Source organism: Arthrobacter ruber, from assembly GCF_002954225.1.
Classification (GTDB): domain Bacteria; phylum Actinomycetota; class Actinomycetes; order Actinomycetales; family Micrococcaceae; genus Arthrobacter_D; species Arthrobacter_D ruber.
Map to the genome: position 1 here is coordinate 90,763 of NZ_PPTH01000016.1, position 14,399 is coordinate 105,161.

The window sequence follows — 14,399 nt, forward strand, 5'->3', positions numbered from 1 at the left end:
CGTACCCGGACGGCGGCGAGAGCGGTCGCGGGACGAACCGGCAGCCGCGGGGCGGGGCGTGCACCCGTCAACGACGCGCTCACAGCTGCGCCATGGTGCGGCGCCGCACGAGCCAAATGAAGAAGGGGGCACCCACGACGGCGGTCATGATGCCCACCTGCACCTCGCCGGGCGGCAGGACGACACGGCCGAGGATGTCCGCGCCGAGCAGCAGCACGGGTCCCAGGAGTGCGGAGAACGGCAGGATCCAGCGGTAGTCGGCGCCGACGACCAGGCGCACCATGTGCGGGATGACGAGCCCCACGAACGCGATCGGCCCGGCTGCGGCCGTGGCGGCACCACACAGGATCACGACGCCGAGCGCCGTGACGCCGCGGGCCAGCCCCACGTTCTGCCCGAGACCACGGGCCACGTCGTCGCCGAGCGCCAGGCTGTTGAGGACCTTGCCGGTGGCGAGCGTCAGCGCGAGGCCGACCACCAGGAACGGGGCGACGGTGCCGATGACGTCCCAGCCGCGCCCGGACAGCGTGCCGACCTGCCAGAACCGGAAGGCGTCGAGCGTCTCCTGGCTCGAGACCAGGACGGCGTTGGTGAGGCTCGCAAGGCCCGCCGCCAGGGCTGCGCCGGCGAGCGCGAGCTTGACCGGCGTCGCACCCTCCCGTCCGAGGCTGGCCACGGCGTAGACCACGACGGCTGCCGTACCGGCCCCGGCGAACGCGCACCAGATGTAGCCGGAGGCGCCGGTCAGGCCGAAGAGGTGGATACCGACGACGACGGCGAGGGACGCACCGGCATTGATGCCGAGGATGCCGGGGTCGGCCAGCGGATTGCGGGCCACACCCTGCAGGGCGGCCCCGGCGCAGGCCAGCGCCGCGCCGACGAGCAGTCCGATCACGGTCCGCGGGACACGGGAGAGCACCACGGCGTGGTCGCCGTTCGACGGGTCGAAGGCGGTGACGGCGTCGAGCATGGTGCCGACGCCGACGGATCGGGCGCCGATGGTGAGGGACGCGAGGCAGAACGCGAGGAGGACCATCGCTGTGAGGACGAGCTTGGCGAGGGTGCGCGGCGTCGAGGAGCGGCGGCGGGGGCGATCGGGGGCGGCGGGACCAGGGCGCAGGGCGGAGGCCTGGACTGCCATGGTGCCTCCCTCAGACGGACGATCGGTCTGAAGTAAGGCTAGCCTACGTTCCGAGCCATTAAGAAACGACTTTGTTCCCTAATGCGGGGTCCGGGAGGGGCCGGGTGGGAGTGCCCGCCGGGCCCCTCCGGAGCGCCTATGCGGCGGCCGGTGGCGTGCCCTCGCCGAAGGGCCGCCCACCGAGCGCCTCCCGTCCGTGCGCCGTGGTCCACCCTGCGAGGTCCGGACCCTTGGGCACGATCCTGGTGGGGTTGATGTCCTCGTGCACGATGTAGTAGTGCTGCTTGATCTGCTCGAAGTCGACGGTGTCCCCGAAGCCCGGCGTCTGGAACAGGTCCCGTGCGTAGCCCCACAGGGCAGGCATCTCGACGAGCTTGTTCCGGTTGCACTTGAAGTGGCCGTGGTACACGGGGTCGAAGCGGACGAGCGTGGTGAACAGGCGGACGTCGGCCTCCGTGATGGTGTCGCCCACGAGGAATCGCCGGGAGGTCAGTCGCTCCTCGAGCCAGTCGAGCGCCGTGAACAGGCGGTCGTAGGCGGCGTCGTAGGCCTCCTGGGAACCTGCGAATCCGCACCGGTACACGCCGTTGTTGACTTCCGTGAAGACCCGCCGGTTCACGGTGTCGATCTCCTCCCGGAGCGCCTCGGGGTACAGGTCGGGAGCGCCCTCGCGGTGGAAGTCCTTCCACTCGCCGGAGAAGTCCAGGGTGATCTGCGGGAAGTTGTTGGTCACCACGGCGCCCGTGGTGGTGTCCACGACGGCCGGCACGGTGATGCCGCGCGAGTAGTCGGGGTCCCGCTTGAAGAAGGCCTCCTGCAGGCGCTCGATGCCGAGCACCGGATCCCTGCCGTCCGGGTCGAGGTCGAAGGTCCAGGACCGGCTGTGGTGCGTGGGGCCGGGGGTGCCGAGGGAGATGGCGTCCTCGAGGCCGAGCAGTCGGCGCACGATGATGGTCCGGTTGGCCCAGGGACAGGCCCGGGCCGCGATGAGCCGGTAGCGTCCCGCCTCCACGGGGTAGCCGTCGGCGCCGTCACGCGTGATCCGCGTCTCGATGTACTGGGTGTCCCGCGTGAACTCCGCGCCGCCGGTCACGTAGGACCCCTTGGTGCTGTGCTCGGACGTCTCGGCCTGCTCGGTGTCGGTCATGGTGCCAGTCTAGGGCGGCGGACGTGCAGGAGGCCCGGCCGAAGAACACGGCCGGGCCTCCTGGCGGACGGGTGCAGGGGTTACCGCTGCGCGGACTCCCGCCCGTACTTCTCGCGGAGCTCCCGCCCTTCGCGGACGAGCTTGAGGTGCTTCTCGGCCTTCTTCTCGGCGGCCTTGCTGTCGCGCGGGGGCAGCTGGATGGTCTCCTCCGCCTCGATCCCGCCCTGCAGCTGGCGTCCACGCTCCATCTCGGCGTCGAACTCGACGCCGAACAGCAGCGAGATGTTCGCGAGCCAGATCCACAGGAGCAGGATGATGACGCCGGCGATGGCGCCGTAGGTCTTGTCGTAGCTGCCGAAGTTGGCCACGTACAGGGAGAACGCCGCCGTGGTGATCGCGAGGACGATGAGGGCGATGAAGCCGCCCAGGCTCATCCAACGGAACTTGGGCTGCTTGACGTTCGGCGCCCCGTAGTACAGCACGGCGATCATGAGGACCGCGAAGGCGACCAGGACCGGCCACTTGGCGATGTTCCAGATGGTCACGGCGGTGCTGCCCAGGCCGATGGTGTTGCCGACGGCCTCGGCCACGGGGCCGGAGAGCACGAGCATCAGACCCATCGCCACGATGAGGACGAGGACGATGACGGTGATGAGCAGCATCTGGGGGCGCAGCTTGATGAAGCCGCGGCCCTCCTCCACCTCGTACACGCGGTTCATGGCGCGGGAGAACGCGTTGACGTAGCCCGAGGCGGACCAGATGGCACCGAGGAGGCCGATGACGAAGGTCAGCCCGGCCGCCTGGTTCGAGGCGAGCCCCTCGATCGTGGGCCTGATGGTGTCGAGCGTGTCCGGCGGGGCGAACTGGCCGACGATCTCCAGCACCTGGTTGGTGGTGTTCTGGGCCTGCCCGAAGAGTCCGAGGAGGGACAGCAGCGCGAGGATGCCGGGGAAGATCGCGAGGACCGCGTAGTAGGTCAGCGCCGCCGCGAGATCGGTGCACTGGTCCTTGCCGAACTCGTTGGCGGAGCGCTTGAGGACGTACTTCCAGGCCGGCTTCTTGACGTCCTTCGGATCGTCCGGCTTGCGTGGATCATTGGGATCGGGTGCGTTCTGGGCCTTCTTGGCCGTGTCACTGCGCGGCTCGCCCTGTACCCTGCTGTTGCTGCTCACGGATACCTCCCGGTCTGGCCCCGACATCCGCGTGGGGCGTGCTTACGACTGTACGTCTGCTTCAACTGCACCATAAGCTTACTTAGTAGTCCAGTAGCGACCGGCACGTAAGCGTGTCCCACCGTTCCCCCGGCCAGGAGTAGAACCATGCGTATCGCAGTCATCGGTGCCACCGGAAACGTCGGCACGGCAGTCCTCTCCCGGCTCCAGCGTGCCGCCGCCGACCGCGAGGCGATCCAGCGCTCGGGCTTCGATACCTCGCAGGACACAGGCGGCCTCTCGATCACCGCGATCGCCCGCACCGTGCCGGACACGTCCCAGGCGCCGTACGACGGCGTCGACTGGCATGCCATCGACATCGGCGCCGACGAGGGCCGCGAGGCCCTGACCGTGGCGCTCGCGGGCACCGACGCCGTCGTGCACCTCGCGTGGGCCATCCAGCCGAACCGCGACGAGGCGGCCATGCACAGGACGAACGTCACCGGCACGGCCAACGCCCTCGCCGCTGCAGGCGCCGCCGGCGTGCGCCACTTCGTGTGCGCGTCCTCGGTGGGCGCCTACTCCCCCTCCGACAAGGACACGCGCAAGGACGAGTCGTGGCCCACCGGTGGCATCGACTCCTCCCACTACAGCCGCCACAAGGCCGAGCAGGAGCGGCTGCTCGATGCCTTCGAGCACGACTTCCCCGAGATCGCCGTGGCACGGCTGCGGCCCGGTCTGATCTTCCAGGGCCGGGCCGGCAGCGAGATCGGGCGCTACTTCCTGGGCCCACTCGTGCCGAAGGTCCTGCTGGGAGGCCTGCCGCTGCCGCTGGTGCCCATCCCGGCGTCGTTCGTCTTCCAGGCCGTGCACGCCGACGACGTCGCCGACGCCTACTGGCGCGTGGTGGCACGCCGCGCTTCCGGCGCCTTCAACATCGCGGCAGAGCCCGAGCTCACGCCGGAGCGCGTCGCCGACCTCCTGGGCGCCCGGCGGGTCATCGGCTTCCCCGCGCGTCTCCTGCGGTGGATCGTCGGCGCGAGCTGGAGCCTCGGCCTCCAGCGGACCGACCCGGGCTGGATCGACATGGCCGCCCTGTGTCCCGTCATGGACACCTCGAGGGCACGGGAGGTCCTGGGGTGGGAGGCCGGGCACTCCTCGCGCGAGGCGATGGCGGAGGTCCTGGCGGGCCTGCGGGGAGGCCGGGGGCTCGGCGGGTCGCCCAAGCTGTACCCGCGCTCCGGGGAGTAGGCCCGGGGCGTCAGGGTGCGGACACGCGGGGGGTGCGCTCGTCGCTGACCAGCGGGATGCCCTCGGGCAGCTGGTCCGGTGCGCCCGGCAGGCCGACGGTGAACTCCGCGCCGCCCTCTGCGAGGTTCCTGACGCTGATGGACCCGCCGTGGCCCTCGGCGATGCGACGGCAGATGGCCAGCCCGAGGCCCGTCCCCGTCGCCTGTCGGAGGCCGTTCTCGGAGCGGTGGAACTCGTCGAAGACGCGCTCGAGATCACCCATGGGAACGCCGATCCCGTTGTCGCGCACATGCACCAGCGTCCGGCCGCTTGCGGCGTCCACCGAGGTGGTCACCGTCACCTCCCCCGTGCCGTCGGTCCTGCCGTACTTCATGGCGTTGCCCACGAGGTTCTCCATGAGCTGCAGGAAGAGCCGTTCATCCGCGTAGACGGGATCAGGCGCGTCCACCGCGAAACGGACCTCGGGCAGCTGCGTGCCCGGCAGGGCGGTGCGCAGGTCGATGATGCCCTCGACCACCCGACCGACATCGATCCTCGACGCGGTGAGCCGCTCCTCCTTCGCGAGGCTGTAGGCGAGGAGGTTGCGGATGAGCGTCCTCATGCGCAGGCTCGCCTGCTGGAGCCGCTCGATGCTGGCCTGCTGTTCGGCCTGCGGCAGGTCCGGGTCCTCGAGGAGCTCGAGCCACCCGTCGAAGACCGTCAGTGGTGTCAGGAGGTCGTGCGCGACCACGGACGCGAAACGGCTGAGGTCGCGCTGGTACAGACGCTCGCCGGTCACATTGCGCATGACGATCACGGCGCCCCGGTCCCCGGGGAGCGGCACCGCGTCGACCGAGAGGTGCACCACCTCCCCCGTCCGGTGGGTGAGGTCGAGGTCCCTGCGCTCGGTGACGGTCCCCTGCAGCGCGAGGGTCAGAGGGTTCTCCTCCTCGCTCAGCGGCTGCCCGTCCGGGGCCGTGACCTCGTACTCGCGCCGCCACGTCTCGCCTGGCCGGGCGGTCCCCGGTCCCAGCCAGCGCTCGCTCGCCGCGTTCTGGAAGATGAGCCGGCGGTCGGGTGCCGCGACGAGGACGCCGTCGTTCATCCTGCCGATCACGAGGTCGCGGAGTTCGGCCGCCGCCTTCGCCTCCTCCGTGGCGCGGTAGAGCCGCGCGATCAGACGGCGCCGCTCGTCCATGCTGAGCGCCAGGACCGCCGAGAGCGAGAAGGCGATGAACATGAAGGACTGGGCCACATAGACGCCGGTCCCGGGGCCCAGCTCCTGGAACGGCCCGAGGCCCGCGAGGGTGAAGAAGAGCAGGAACGCGCCGCTCACCAGGCCGTGCAGCATCGCCCAGCCCGCGCGCAGGCGCAGCCCGGCCCACATGTGCGCCGGGATGGTGGCGTAGGCCACCGGCAGGGCGGCCTCGGCACCGAACGTCGCGACGTACAGGATGACGGAGACCACGACCAGGAGGGCGTACTCGGCGCGGCGGGCGGGGGTGAGCGTCGGATGCGCCTCGCCCACGGCACGCGCCCTGATGCCCGCTGCGACAACGATGCCGAGCGATCCGAGCGCCGTCAGGGACACCGCGTGGCGGACCAGCCAGGGGATGAAGGCCCTGACGGGCTCCGAAATACCGTCGAGGGCGCTGCCTGCCACGATGAACAGGGCGCCGACCGAACAGGCCACGAGGGCCACCGCGCTGAGTCGGAGGTAGTCCCCCACGGACTGCACGGTGAGTTCCGGTACGACGCGCCGGAAAAGGGCGGCGGCCACGGCCGTCTGGGCGGCGCTCCCGAACGCGACCGCGAGCGCGAGCGCCGGGCTGAGGCCGGTCACCAGGTTGACAGCGGCGAGGATGGGCACGGTCGCCGCGAGGGCGACGGCGAGATCCCGCCGGGCGCGCGAGGCCCAGAGGCCCCACAGGAAGGTGATGCCGGCCGCCGGCCAGACGAGGGCGAGCCCGGAGGCCTCGAGGTTGGTGTGGCGGCCGAAGAATGCTGCGGCGGTGAGGAGGACGGCGAACAGGAGGTGGACCGATACCGGGGGAAGCGCTGCCAGCCTCCGCGCGACCACCTGCATGCGCTCCTCGCCCATCCCTATCCGTCCACCGGGAACCCGTGTCCTGCCGCGATCGGACCAGGACCGGAGACGTGGCCGGGAGCGGCCACCGATGGACAGCATACTTGCTGTCGCCCCCGTCCAGCGCTGCCCCGCCGGGGTCGGGCGGGCCAACGGCTCCTGCCATGCGGCGGACGGCAGGCCGGGTGGAGCGGGTGGGTCCATCGGCTTCGGAGCAGGGACGGCCACCGCGCCCCTGCTCCCGTCGGGCCGGCGGACTAGCCGAGCGTCGCCGTGTCGATGACGAAGCGGTAGCGGACGTCGGAGGACAGCACGCGCTCGTAGGCCTCGTTGATGGCGTCGGCGGAGACGACCTCGATCTCGGGGGCGATGCCGTGCTGGGCGCAGAAATCGAGCATCTCCTGCGTCTCGCGGATCCCTCCGATCCCCGAGCCCGCGAAGGAACGCCGCTGGTTGAACAGGGTGAACACGTGCAGGGGGAGGGCGTCGGCCGGAGCACCCACGTTGACCATGGTCCCGTCGAGGCGGAGCAGGGAGAGGTACGCGTCCAGGTCGATCTTCGCGCTCACGGTGTTGATGATGAGGTCGAAGGTGCTCTCGAGCTGCTTGAAGGTGTCCGGGTCGCTGGTCGCGTAGTAGTGCTCGGCGCCGAAGCGCTTGCCGTCGTCCTGCTTGCTGAGGCTCTGCGACAGCACGGTGACCTCTGCGCCCATGGCGGAGGCGATCTTGACGGCCATGTGCCCGAGTCCGCCGAGTCCGACGACGGCGACCTTCTTGCCGGGTCCCGCGTTCCAGTGGGCGAGCGGCGAGTAGGTGGTGATGCCCGCGCACAGGAGCGGCGCCGCGGCCTCGTAGGGGATGCTCTCCGGCACGGACAGCACGAAGTCCTCGACCACCACGATGTGCGTGGAGTAGCCGCCCTGCGTGATCGAACCGTCGCGGTCCACGCCGGCGTAGGTGCCGACGTTGCCGTTCAGGCAGTACTGCTCCTCGCCCGCCCGGCAGTTGGCGCACTCGCGGCACGAATTGACCATGCAGCCGACGCCCACGCGGTCACCGACCCTGTGGCGGGTCACGTCGGAGCCCGCCTCCTCGACCACACCGACGATCTCGTGGCCGACGGTCAGCGGGTACTGCTGCGGTCCCCATTCACCGCGGACGGTGTGGATGTCGGAGTGGCAGATGCCGGCGTAGGCGATCTTGATCAGCACGTCCTTCGGTCCCACGTCACGCCGCTGGATGGTGGTGGGGACGAGCGGCTCCGTGGCGGACGGGGCTGCGTATGCTTTGACGGTTCTCATGGATTCTCCTGAGGGATCGGGGATCGGGGATCGGGGATCGGCGGGCGGGGTCGGACCGGGCCGCCCGCGTGAAGGCTCACTCCCCCAACGGTAGGTCGGATCCGCCGGTGCCGGAGAATCGGTCCGGAACCGGCACAGGCCTCGCCCGCCGCGCCCCGGTCTGCATGTCGCCGTCAGGAAGGCCTCTCCGAGGCGAGCCACTGCCGGGCCTCGGTCTCGGTGGTGAAGAACCTCGTGGGGTAGGGAGGTGCATGGAGCTGCTTGTAGTAGGTGGCGATCGTCCGGTCGCCGGCCGCCCCGACGATCGCCAGCGCCGTCACGTCCAGCCGCTCGGCGAACACGCTCAGTGCCTCGTGCGTGAGCGACACCATGTCGTTGTTGAGCGCGAGCATCGGAAGGCTCCGGGGAGGATCCAGGGCCGCGATGGCGGCGACGAGCGCCTCCGCCGCCTCGGTCGTCACGCTCGTGCCGTGGTCCCAGTCGACCAGCACGATGCCCTCCTCCAGCCGGGCCCTGAACGGATCAGGATCCAGGGCCTCCCGGCTGGTGGCCTCTCCGCCCTCGGCCTTCCCCAGCAGCCACGCGATGGCTTCGTCCTCGACGGTGAAGTACCTGCTCGGGGTCGCGGACCGGTAGTTGAAGGCCGTGAGCACCTTGCCCACCGCGTCGACGCCCACAACGCCCGTGCGCAGGGAACACGTGTCCTCGATGAGGAGGTGACGGGCTTCCAGGGTGATCGCGTCGACCAGACCGATGTTCACCAGGAGGGGCCGCTTGCCCGCGGGGGACGCCGCCGTCACGGCAGCCATCGTGGAGCGTACGTCGTCCGCCTCGATGGTGACCCCCGCGGCCCATCGGAGGCGCAGGAAGGCGCCGTCGTCCGTCAGTGTGTAGCGTGACCGCTCCCCAGCGTCCCCAGGCATCCGCATCCGTTCCCGTCGAGGGTGAGTTCCGATCCTAGGCGCAGGAGTGCCCCCGGTGCACCACCTCCCGTGCCGAATCGCGCGCCGTTGTGGCCCCGGCCGCATCCGTGGAGGATGGGACGAGCCACCCGACCTCCGAAGGAGCCTCCATGGACCACACGTTCGACGTCCTCGTGATCGGTGGTGGGCCTGCCGGCATGGCGGCAGCCACCCGGGCTGCCGAGCTGGGGGCGCGGACCGCCGTCGTGGAGCGCTCGGCCCTCGGCGGCACCTGCGTGAACTCCGGCTGCGTGCCCACCCGTGTACTCGCGAAGACCGCACGGCTCTACCGCGAGGTCCGGACGGCGTACGACTACGGGATCGTCGTGGACGAGCCGTCCGTGGACTGGGACAAGACCGTGCAACGGGTGCGCGCCACGGTGGCCCGCGTCCTCGATGCGAAGGGGTACGGCCCCACGATGGAGCGCCTCGGCATCGAACTGATCGAGGGCGACGCCGAGCTGACCGGGGAGCACTCCGTCACCGTGGACGGGCGCGAGGTCACGGCGGGCTCGATCATCCTGTGCATCGGCGGCAGCGGCCGCCGCCTGCCCATCGAGGGTGCCGAACTCGCCGTCCTTCCGCACGAGGTGCTGAGCCTCGAGAAACTGCCCGGTACGGTGGCGATCATCGGCGGCGGCCACACCGGTGCGCAGATGACCACCATCTTCGACGCGCTGAGCTCGAAGGTCCTGCTGCTGGATCTCGCTCCGCGCATCCTCATGACGGAGGACGAGGACGTCGCCGCGGCCGTCACCGCGAGCTTCACCGGCAAGGGGGTGCAGGTGGAGACCGGCATCGGCGGCGTGGACAGCATCCGCCGGGAGGACGGCGCCCTGAGCCTCACGTGGCAGCGCGACGGGGAACCGCAGTCGCGCACGGTGGACGCCGTCGTCATGGCCGCGGGCTGGCCTGCGAACCTCCCCGGTCTCGGACTCGACGCCGCCGGCGTCCGCACAGCGCGCTCCTTCATACCGGTGGACGAGTACCTGCGCTCCAACGTCCCCCATATCTTCGTGGCCGGTGACGCCAACGGCAGCAGCATGCTCGTGCAGGCTGCCGTCTTCGAGGGTGAGACGGCAGCCGAGAACGCGGTGCTGGGCGCTACCCGCACCACGCCGCACCACCTCCTGCCCGAGGGCGGCTTCACCGACCCGGACTACGCCGGCGTGGGACTCACCGAGGCGAAGGCGAGGGAGCGCGACGCCGAATGTCACGCAGTCACCATGCCCTACGCCGCCGTGGAGCGGCCCATCATCGACGACCGCGAGCAGGGTTTCCTCAAGCTCGTCATCGACCGGCGGCGGGAGCTGATCCTCGGCGCGCACGCGGTCGGGGAGAACGCCGTCGAGGTCATCACCGCGGTGGCCTCCGCGATGGCGGCGGGCACCGATCTCGCGACGCTCGCGCGCGTAAAGTTCGCCTATCCCACGTACAGCGCGGTCATCGGGCACGCGGCGCGGGCGGCCCTGCGCAGCTAGGCCCTGGATTCCCCGCGGGGGATGCTGTGCTCACGTGCACGGATGTGGGCGGGGCCCCCGAGATCGGCATCAGTCCGAGGTGCGCGCCAGCGTCCGGTACTGCGGGTTCTGCTCGAGGAACGCCTGCGCCGAGGGGCACCCGGGCACCACGCTCAGGCGCCGCTTGTGGGCATTGAGCATGGCGCGGCGCATCAGGACCACGCCCAGCCCGCGCCCTTCGAAACCCGCCTTCTCCACCAGGGCCCTGAGGGTGAGGCGGCCGCCGAGCATCGAGTACCGGATGTACGCGGCGAGGTGGCCGTCGAAGTACAGCTCGAAGCGCGAGTTGAAGGGCGAGTCCTTGAACACCTCCCGGATGTCCGCGCGCGCGGCGGCCCGGCGGGCTCGGTCCTCGATCTCCGTGACCAGGGCGGCATAGCGTTCGGCGGCCTGCTGGGGCGGGTGGTCGGTGTCGAGCAGGCGGAACATCCTGTTCGCCAGCACGCGCAGTTCCGCGAGCGGGACGGACGCCAGGTCTCCGGCGTCGAGGGCGGCCTCCATCCAGAGGATCTCGCGCTCCCGCGGCGTCGGCGCGTCCACGGAGGATTCCCGGTCGACGACGAGCGGCGATTGCAGGCCGGGAGGAAGGGAGGTGCCACCGACTGCGTCAGCGACATCGGGAACGGGCAGGGACTCTGTCATAGGGGGGATCCGATGATGGTCAGGAGCCGCAGCCTGCTTCTAGACCCCGGCACGAGGAACAGTAGCCGATGCCACCGACAGGAGACAGGGCAGGAGGAAGGGCGCCCCGGACACCCCCGTTCCGGCACCGAAAGTTCATCCGCGAGCAGGTTCTACCCCTCGGCGGGCGCTGCTACAGTTGCTTCCACCCGAAAGGGCAGGTCTCTAATTCCTCTCCAACGGCAGGGAAGACGATGGCGATGACCGATAGGAAATTCAGCGCTACCGAGGCGTCGACGAGCAAGCACCCGCACGACTGGGGACGCGCCATGTCGGTTGCGATCTGCCGCCTCGCGGACATGGCACGGGAGGCAGGTGACCCGGTGCACCACGAGGCGCTGATCGGCGAGGACCTCCACCTCTTCGTGGAGGACACCGAGCAGGGCGTGAACATCACGATGTCATGGACACCCCGCGAGGAGGCAGTCATGGCATCCGCCGGTGCTGCGGTAGGCAATGGCGCCGGATCGGGCGACGGCAACGACCTCCGGCACAGCGCCGCGGGCCAGAGGTTCGATCCCACCGGCGGCAGCACAGCAGGTCTCGGCCAATAGTCCAGTACGGCGGACGCCACACAACTGATAAGCACACTTACAATCCGCGGGGTAGGGTGAAAAAGACTCACCCGGCCAACCACGCGGAGGACAGCATGAGCGAACGAAAGAACCCCGATCCGTCGAACGCCGGTAATCCGGACCCGGACGAGATGAACCTCACCGGACTCGAACCGGGCGGGGGCGTTCCCCCGGGCGAGACACCTCCGGGCGAAGCCAGCACCACCTGGCAGCAGCCGGACGTCGAGGACAAGACGCAGTCGAAGGGTGTCACGGGTCTCTGGCTCGGCGTCATCGGCCTCATCGTCCTGCTGGTCCTGGTCTTCATCATCGGGAACATCGTCGGCATCTTCCAGATGTTCTGAGCGCTTCCGATCGAAGAAGCCCCCTTCCGCCTGAGCGGAAGGGGGCTTCTTCGTGCAACGCCTCGGGCTTGCTAGGCGGTCACGGCGTCGTCGCGGCGTCGTCACGGAGCCGGTAGTAGTCGATCAGCGCCGACTCCTCCTCGGGAGAGAGCTTCACACTGCTCAGTGCGCCGGGCGCCCCCGTGATCGTGCTCTTCGGCCACGCGAGGTACAGGGCATCACCCTCGAAGCGCGAATTGGCGAGGGGCACGTAGTGCTTGCGCGAGTTCAGCAGCCCGAGTGACACCGTGATCCACGCCGGGATGCCGGATTCCTTCTCGAGGTGCACGTCGTTCACGTCGCCGAGCTTCTTGCCGTTGCTGTCCCAGGCGGTTGCCGCCTGGAGCTTGTTGATTTCCGACTGGGCCATCGGGTTCCCTTCGTAGGACGAGATGTCGGTCCGCTCCCATTCCAGCCCAGATACTGCCGGAGGGCAATCGCACGCGCCTCAGGCCTTGTCCGCCGCCTCACCGAGCATCGGCAGGAAGCGGTCGAGTGCCCAGACCAGGCTCAGCGGGTTGGCGGCCGAGATGGAGAGCGTCAGCGTGTTGTCGCTGTCCGCCACCAGCGCCCCGCGCTCCACGGCGGGGATCTGGCCGAGCAGCGGGTCGCCGGCGATGGCGTCCCTCGTGCCCTCGTCGGGCACCCAGGTGACGAAGATGTCGGACTCGAGCTCGTTGGCTCGCTCCGCGGACCACGGGATGAAGAACTCCTCGGAGCCCGTCGTGTTCTCGGTGACGACGTCCGCCTGGACCATGCCGAGCGACGTCAGGAACCGGGGACGGTTGTCGTTGGCCGTGTAGACATTGACTCCCTCGGCACTGGCGGGCTCGAGGTTGCCGTAGATGAACGTCTTGCCCTCGAGCTGCGGGTACTCCGCCGCGGCGTCGTCGATCGCCTGCTCCGTCTCGGTCACGAGCTGCTCGGCGTCCTCCGTCAGGCCGAGCGCCTCACCGATGATGCGCGTCGAATCCTGCCAGGCGGTGCCGTACGCGATCTCGGGATAGGCGACCACCGGTGCGATCTTGCTCAGGGTGTCGTAGTCCTCCCGGGAGATCCCGGAATAGGCGGCGAGGATGACGTCGGGATTCGTCGCGGCGATGTCCTCGAAGGCGATGCCGTCGGTCTCGGAGTACTGGACGGGCGCGTTCTCCGATCCGATGGTGGCGCCGAGCTCCTCGAGCTTCGCGTCCTTCCACGGGGTGGACTGGTTCTCGTTGCCGCCGTACGTGTCGGCGGGCATCCCCACGGGCACGACACCGAGGGCGAGGGACACGTCCGCGTTCACCCAGGACACGGTGGCCACGCGCTCGGGCTTCTCCGTCAGGGTGGTCTCGCCGAAGGCGTGCTCGATCGTGACGGGGAAGGCCCCGGCATCGGCGGAGGCACTGCTGCCACCGGCGGGCGCCGCGGTGTCGTCGGCAGGGCCGGTCGAGCAGGCGGACAGGGCGAGTACGGCGACGGCGGCGGCAATCAGGCCGCGCAGGCGTGGGGGTGCCATGGGGCTCCTCGGCTTCTATGGGCTTCCATGACCCTCATGGGACCGTGGACGGATAGAAGTAAGGCTAGCCTAAGCAGAGTTTGATTAGGAAATACTTCTGTTGCGTAATGGCTACGACTCGCGCGCCTTCCGCGTCGCCCGGTCGTTCGCCTTCTGCAGCGCGGCCACCAGTTCGTCCTTGGACATCGTGGAGCGGCCCGGGACCTCGAGCTTCTTCGCGAGGTCGTAGAGGTGCCGCTTCGAGGAGTTCGCATCCACGCCGCCCGCCGTCGGGCGCGCGTCCGCACCGCCGCCGGCCGCCTGCTCGTCGGATGGTCCCCTGTGCTCCTTCGGCTCCCAGTGGTCCCCCACCTTCTCGAAGCCGTGCTTGAGGGAGGCGAACGCCGTGCGCCGCGCGCGCTCGCCGTCGCCGTACTGCTCCTCGGCGGCGTCGAGCGTCGCCGCGAACCTGTCCTGGGCCTTCTCGTCGGACCGCTGCAACGTGCTCGGCAGCGTCTCGGCCTTGACCTTGCCGTCCTTGCTGAAACGGGACATCGGCAGCATCCTTTCGCGTCGCGGCAGCCCGCCCGGTCAGGACGGCCGGCCCTACGAGCACGCTACCGCAGCCGGCGCTACCCATCGATGGGGTCGGCCACCGTCCATCCGCGAGGACCGCAGGTACCGGCGATCCCGGTCACCCCGTCATCACCTCGAGTCGACGACGGCGCCTCCGCGGGGCGGG

Annotated in this window: 14 protein-coding genes; 4 read left to right on the forward strand and 10 right to left on the reverse strand. The window is 69.9% G+C overall.

Features of this window, described 5'->3' with window-relative positions:
* Positions 1 to 79 precede the first annotated feature (79 nt).
* The 3 genes from CI785_RS08980 to CI785_RS08990 form a co-directional block, all read right to left on the reverse strand.
* Positions 80 to 1,141 carry a FecCD family ABC transporter permease gene (locus CI785_RS08980; protein WP_105031758.1) on the reverse strand — a complete coding sequence of 354 codons (1,062 nt, stop codon included), beginning with the start codon at positions 1,139 to 1,141 and terminating at the stop codon, positions 80 to 82.
* Between the two features lie 136 nt (positions 1,142 to 1,277).
* The gene (locus CI785_RS08985) at positions 1,278 to 2,288 is read right to left on the reverse strand and encodes a glutathione S-transferase family protein (protein ID WP_105031759.1); all 1,011 of its coding nucleotides are present in this window, start codon (positions 2,286 to 2,288) and stop codon (positions 1,278 to 1,280) included.
* A gap of 80 nt (positions 2,289 to 2,368) precedes the next feature.
* Entirely contained in the window at positions 2,369 to 3,460 is a 1,092-nt protein-coding gene (locus CI785_RS08990; protein ID WP_240615101.1) for a YihY/virulence factor BrkB family protein, read from the reverse strand.
* Between the two features lie 147 nt (positions 3,461 to 3,607).
* Here CI785_RS08990 and CI785_RS08995 point away from each other — a divergent pair, with 147 nt between their 5' ends.
* Complete coding sequence (locus CI785_RS08995; protein WP_105031761.1) at positions 3,608 to 4,690, forward strand: NAD-dependent epimerase/dehydratase family protein; 1,083 nt, start codon at positions 3,608 to 3,610, stop codon at positions 4,688 to 4,690.
* A 10-nt stretch (positions 4,691 to 4,700) separates the two neighbouring features.
* Here CI785_RS08995 and CI785_RS09000 read toward each other — a convergent pair whose 3' ends face one another.
* The 3 genes from CI785_RS09000 to CI785_RS09010 all read right to left on the reverse strand — a co-directional run bounded on the left by CI785_RS09000 (position 4,701) and on the right by CI785_RS09010 (position 8,979).
* Positions 4,701 to 6,770: a sensor histidine kinase gene (locus CI785_RS09000; RefSeq protein WP_105031762.1), complete on the reverse strand. Its 2,070-nt coding sequence runs from the start codon at positions 6,768 to 6,770 to the stop codon at positions 4,701 to 4,703.
* Positions 6,771 to 7,012: 242 nt separating this feature from the next.
* Positions 7,013 to 8,056 (reverse strand): NAD(P)-dependent alcohol dehydrogenase, encoded by a 1,044-nt coding sequence (locus CI785_RS09005; RefSeq protein ID WP_105031763.1) that lies wholly within the window; start codon positions 8,054 to 8,056, stop codon positions 7,013 to 7,015.
* 173 nt (positions 8,057 to 8,229) lie between these two features.
* Positions 8,230 to 8,979: a DUF7793 family protein gene (locus CI785_RS09010; protein ID WP_157940213.1), complete on the reverse strand. Its 750-nt coding sequence runs from the start codon at positions 8,977 to 8,979 to the stop codon at positions 8,230 to 8,232.
* 149 nt (positions 8,980 to 9,128) lie between these two features.
* Here CI785_RS09010 and CI785_RS09015 point away from each other — a divergent pair, with 149 nt between their 5' ends.
* The gene (locus CI785_RS09015; protein WP_105031765.1) at positions 9,129 to 10,499 is read left to right on the forward strand and encodes a dihydrolipoyl dehydrogenase family protein; all 1,371 of its coding nucleotides are present in this window, start codon (positions 9,129 to 9,131) and stop codon (positions 10,497 to 10,499) included.
* 69 nt (positions 10,500 to 10,568) lie between these two features.
* Here the strand turns inward: CI785_RS09015 and CI785_RS09020 are convergent, their stop codons facing one another.
* Positions 10,569 to 11,180, reverse strand: coding sequence for a GNAT family N-acetyltransferase (locus CI785_RS09020; RefSeq protein ID WP_105031766.1), 612 nt, complete (start codon positions 11,178 to 11,180; stop codon positions 10,569 to 10,571).
* Between the two features lie 239 nt (positions 11,181 to 11,419).
* On the opposite strand from CI785_RS09020, the gene CI785_RS09025 reads away from it, so the two are divergent.
* Both CI785_RS09025 and CI785_RS09030 read left to right on the forward strand, forming a co-directional pair.
* Positions 11,420 to 11,773: a hypothetical protein gene (locus CI785_RS09025; protein WP_157940214.1), complete on the forward strand. Its 354-nt coding sequence runs from the start codon at positions 11,420 to 11,422 to the stop codon at positions 11,771 to 11,773.
* Between the two features lie 95 nt (positions 11,774 to 11,868).
* Positions 11,869 to 12,138, forward strand: a complete 270-nt coding sequence (locus CI785_RS09030) for a DUF6480 family protein (RefSeq protein ID WP_105031768.1) — start codon at positions 11,869 to 11,871, stop codon at positions 12,136 to 12,138.
* Positions 12,139 to 12,217: 79 nt separating this feature from the next.
* Here the strand turns inward: CI785_RS09030 and CI785_RS09035 are convergent, their stop codons facing one another.
* From CI785_RS09035 to CI785_RS09045, 3 genes are all read right to left on the reverse strand, one after another.
* On the reverse strand, positions 12,218 to 12,547 hold the full coding sequence (locus CI785_RS09035) for a PRC-barrel domain-containing protein (protein WP_105031769.1): 330 nt from the start codon (positions 12,545 to 12,547) through the stop codon (positions 12,218 to 12,220).
* Between the two features lie 78 nt (positions 12,548 to 12,625).
* Positions 12,626 to 13,678 (reverse strand): iron-siderophore ABC transporter substrate-binding protein, encoded by a 1,053-nt coding sequence (locus tag CI785_RS09040; RefSeq protein ID WP_105031770.1) that lies wholly within the window; start codon positions 13,676 to 13,678, stop codon positions 12,626 to 12,628.
* Positions 13,679 to 13,789: 111 nt separating this feature from the next.
* Positions 13,790 to 14,212: a ChaB family protein gene (locus CI785_RS09045; protein ID WP_105031771.1), complete on the reverse strand. Its 423-nt coding sequence runs from the start codon at positions 14,210 to 14,212 to the stop codon at positions 13,790 to 13,792.
* Positions 14,213 to 14,399 lie beyond the last annotated feature (187 nt).

Coding starts and splice junctions, on each gene's coding strand:
- CI785_RS08980 (WP_105031758.1), bottom strand. CDS start 1,141: ATGGCAGTCCAGGCCTCCGCCCTGCGCCCTGGTCCCGCCGCCCCCGAT.
- CI785_RS08985 (WP_105031759.1), bottom strand. CDS start 2,288: ATGACCGACACCGAGCAGGCCGAGACGTCCGAGCACAGCACCAAGGGG.
- CI785_RS08995 (WP_105031761.1), top strand. CDS start 3,608: ATGCGTATCGCAGTCATCGGTGCCACCGGAAACGTCGGCACGGCAGTC.
- CI785_RS09000 (WP_105031762.1), bottom strand. CDS start 6,770: ATGGGCGAGGAGCGCATGCAGGTGGTCGCGCGGAGGCTGGCAGCGCTT.
- CI785_RS09005 (WP_105031763.1), bottom strand. CDS start 8,056: ATGAGAACCGTCAAAGCATACGCAGCCCCGTCCGCCACGGAGCCGCTC.
- CI785_RS09010 (WP_157940213.1), bottom strand. CDS start 8,979: ATGCCTGGGGACGCTGGGGAGCGGTCACGCTACACACTGACGGACGAC.
- CI785_RS09015 (WP_105031765.1), top strand. CDS start 9,129: ATGGACCACACGTTCGACGTCCTCGTGATCGGTGGTGGGCCTGCCGGC.
- CI785_RS09020 (WP_105031766.1), bottom strand. CDS start 11,180: ATGACAGAGTCCCTGCCCGTTCCCGATGTCGCTGACGCAGTCGGTGGC.
- CI785_RS09025 (WP_157940214.1), top strand. CDS start 11,420: ATGACCGATAGGAAATTCAGCGCTACCGAGGCGTCGACGAGCAAGCAC.
- CI785_RS09030 (WP_105031768.1), top strand. CDS start 11,869: ATGAGCGAACGAAAGAACCCCGATCCGTCGAACGCCGGTAATCCGGAC.
- CI785_RS09035 (WP_105031769.1), bottom strand. CDS start 12,547: ATGGCCCAGTCGGAAATCAACAAGCTCCAGGCGGCAACCGCCTGGGAC.
- CI785_RS09040 (WP_105031770.1), bottom strand. CDS start 13,678: ATGGCACCCCCACGCCTGCGCGGCCTGATTGCCGCCGCCGTCGCCGTA.
- CI785_RS09045 (WP_105031771.1), bottom strand. CDS start 14,212: ATGTCCCGTTTCAGCAAGGACGGCAAGGTCAAGGCCGAGACGCTGCCG.